Below are 3,382 nucleotides of genomic sequence, written 5' to 3' on the forward strand. Positions count from 1 at the left end.
AACACCCGCCGCCGGCACTCCCGCCTCGGCCAGCGATCTCCCGTCGCCTACGAAAACGACGCCCAAGCAGCAGCAACTACCCTGGCCCAAGCCGCATAGACGTGTTCAGAATCCGGGGTCAAGGCCCGTACTGGCGGAGCAGGCCGTTGGTGTTTTCGTTGGAGCCGCGCTGCCAGGGACTGGCGGGGTTGCAGAAGTAGACCGGCATGTCCGAAGCCATCGCGAACTCGTGGTGCCGGCCCATCTCGGCACCTTGGTCCCAGGTCAGTGACCGTTTCAGCTGAGGCGGCAGGCCCTTCACGGTCTCGACCAGGGCGTCACGGACGCTGATGGCGCCGTGGTCGTCGGGCAGGTGCACCAGCATGAGGTAGCGGGTGCTTCGTTCAACCAGCGTGCCGATCGCTGAGCGGCCTTCACGGCCGATGATGAGGTCGCCTTCCCAGTGGCCGGGGACAGCGCGGTCGGCCACTTCAGCGGGTCGGTCACTGATCATGATCATGGGGTGGATGTAGCGCGGCTGGCGTGAGGTTGCCAGTCGGTGGGGCTTGCGTGCGATCCGGCCGGTCCTCAGGACTCGAGCGAGCTCGCGGCGTAGTTCTCCGCGGCCCTGGACGTAGAGGGCCTGGTAGATCGTCTCGTGCACCACGTGCATCTCCGGACGGTCGGGGAAGTCCCTGCGGAGCTGGTGGGCTATCTGTTCCGGGCTCCATCGCCTGCCCAGGCGTTCCTGAATGTATTCGCGAAGCTCTGGGCTCTGCCCGATCTTGCTCGGCTTCGGGCGAGGCCGGCGGCCCTCGGCGCGAGCCTGCGCTGCGTAGGGCCGGTAGAACCACTTCTTGCCGGTACTCAGCGTGCGGTTGCGGCGTATCTCCCGGCTGATCGTGGACGGGCTGCGGCCCAGCTCGGAGGCGATGGCACGGACCGTCGCCTTCTCCCGCAGACGGTCTGCGATGTGGATGCGTTCAGCCTCGCGCAGGTACCGGGACGGCGATGAATCGGGCGCCTGCTCTGATCGAGCGGGCGCCCGAAATCGCTTCGGATCGAACCGGCCGTTACGCCACTCCCGACCTGTTCGTTCGTTGATGCCGATGATCTTGCATGCTTCTCGGTTGCTCAGCCTGGCCCACGAGCAGCAAGTATTGCTCCCGCTCCTTACGGAGCTTCTTGTGCCCGCCAACAGCCCGGGACTCTCGAATCTTGGAGCCCATGGCACCCCTTGAGCTGGGGTGTTGCGACGATCACTAGAACTCAGGAACGCCGCCGGGGTCGTTTTATCGCGCCCCATCGACAACCAGCACGTCGCCTTCATGCTCATCTTCAGCGTCGCTCAACACCGGAGAACTGTCAGCCCTGGCGGGCACGGCCGCCGTGCCCGCCGTCGTCCTCGGCTCAGCGGTGCTGCACGCCGTCTGGAACGGCCTCACCCACGGCCTGCGCAACAAACTCGCCGGCTTCACCTGATCAGCCTCGCCTCCGCCGGATGCGGTGCCGTCCTCGTCTGCGTCGTCCCGATGCCCGTCCCGGCGGCCTGGCCGTACATCGCCGTGTCCGCCACACTCCAGGCCGCCTACCAGCTGCTGCTCCTGCGTGCTTACCAGCTCGGCGACTTCGGCCAGATGTACCCCACCGCCCGGGGCACCTCACCTGTCGTGGTAGCCCTCGCCTCCACTACCCTCCTCGGCCACTCCCTGCCCCCGGGCCAGGCCCTCGGCATCGCGGTGGTCTCCTGCGGCCTGGCCGGTCTCGTCCTCGCCGACGGCCTCCCCGGGCGCGCCCAACTCCCTGCCCTCGCCGCCGCAGTCGGCACCGGCGTGATGATCGCCTCCTACACCCTCGTCGACGGCAGCGGCGTCCGCGTCTCCGGCAGCGTCTTCGGCTACATCGCCTGGCTCTTCCTCTGCCAGGGACTCGTCCTGCCGGTGATCGCATGGGCCCGCCGGGGCCGCGCGCTGCTCACCGCGCTGCGCCCCCTGTGCGGCCGGGGTCTGGCCGGCGGGCTGCTCTCCCTGCCGGCGTACGGGCTCGTCGTGTGGGCGCAGTCCCGTGGCGACCTCGCCACTATCGCCGCCCTGCGGGAGACCAGCATCGTCCTGGGCGCCGTGATCGGCGCGGTCGTCTTCCGCGAACGCCTCGGCCACCGCCGCATCGCCGCCAGCGCCACCGTCCTTACGGGCATCGTGGTACTCCAGCTCACCGCGCAGTAGCGGGCCTCCCGGAGCCGCCCGTCCGCCGCGAGACAGCCATCCCAGGTCGCATTGCCGGTGAGTGGTCTCGCGGTAGCCGGCGGACGGAGGGCCGATCTCGACCGTGACCGGTTCCCTGGGTTTCCGCAGCCGCGGTGTCCGGGCTGACGGCGTCGGGACGGAACGGTCGCCCGGCCCTGGCATGCGCCTCGTGAGTCCGGGCAGCCGACCAGGGAGCGTGCGTTCCAGCCGTGGGGCCGTCTGCGCTTGCCGCAGCTGGTGGAGCCGCTCCAGGACCTGGAGCTGCGTGCTGGTCAACGATGACGAGGAGGACTGGTCCCATTTCGGCGTATCGCTGAACATTCCCGGTGGGGTCATCTACGGGCGGGTGATCAGCCGCAGCACGTACGCCCGCGCATGGAGTCGCCAGAATGCCCGCAGCCGCGCCTCCGGCCTGGGCGGCTCGCCGTAGCGCGGCCAGGCCACTGCACCGCTCCACAACGCACGGCACCCGCCCTGCGAGCATTGCGGGGCGGGTGCCGTGTAGGTGCAAGCTCAGGCGGGGGGATGTTCTCCGCCTGGGGACCCTTCTGGCCCAGGGTGACGTCGAAGTTCACCTTCTGACCTTCCTGAAGCTCACGGAATCCAGAGCTGGCGACGTTGGAGTAGTGGGCGAAGACATCGGGGCCGCCGCCATCCTGCTCGATGAAGCCGAAGCCCTTTTCCGCGTTGAACCACTTCACCGTTCCGGTGGCCATGCCGTCTTCCAAGGAGACTAGGAATCGGTCCCGCACCGTGCGGAAACCGGAGGTGATCGCCCTGGTCCTCAGACTGTGAACAGAAAAATCGCCCATGAATGTTGCGCTCACAGGCGACCATGACAGCTGCCGGCGACGCTCCCTGTCCAGCAGGTCCGGGGCCCGGGCATCGGCCGGGTTCCGGATCGTGGTCATCGGTCTCTTCCCATGGACGACGCCGGACAGGCCGAGTGAGCGCATGGCCCGGTCGACGGCGCCGAATCCGGCCTCGGGCAGCAGGGTCCGGCGGATCAGGGCCAGCATCTTGCGCCGCCCCTAGGTTCTGTTTCTTGGATCAGGTTCGGATCCAGATGATCAGGGCAGCGAGGGTGACGGTCCCGAGGTAGACGTACGCGCGTTTGTCGTAACGGGTGGCCACGGCCCGGAAGTTCTTGAGGCGGT

4 pseudogenes are annotated in these 3,382 nt (G+C 68.2%); 1 reads left to right on the plus strand and 3 read right to left on the minus strand.

From position 1 onward, the window contains the following. Positions 1-121 precede the first annotated feature (121 nt). Positions 122-1,208: pseudogene (locus OTB20_RS41870) on the minus strand (IS30 family transposase); the annotation flags it as partial. Positions 1,209-1,350: 142 nt separating this feature from the next. Here OTB20_RS41870 and OTB20_RS41875 point away from each other — a divergent pair. Beyond that, positions 1,351-2,204 (plus strand): annotated as a pseudogene (locus OTB20_RS41875) (EamA family transporter). 539 nt (positions 2,205-2,743) lie between these two features. Here the strand turns inward: OTB20_RS41875 and OTB20_RS41880 are convergent. Continuing rightward, positions 2,744-2,941: pseudogene (locus tag OTB20_RS41880) on the minus strand (cold-shock protein); the annotation flags it as partial. 334 nt (positions 2,942-3,275) lie between these two features. Then, positions 3,276-3,382, minus strand: a pseudogene (locus OTB20_RS41885) (IS5/IS1182 family transposase); the annotation flags it as partial.

Source organism: Streptomyces sp. H27-H1, from assembly GCF_026627445.1.
Lineage (GTDB): Bacteria > Actinomycetota > Actinomycetes > Streptomycetales > Streptomycetaceae > Streptomyces.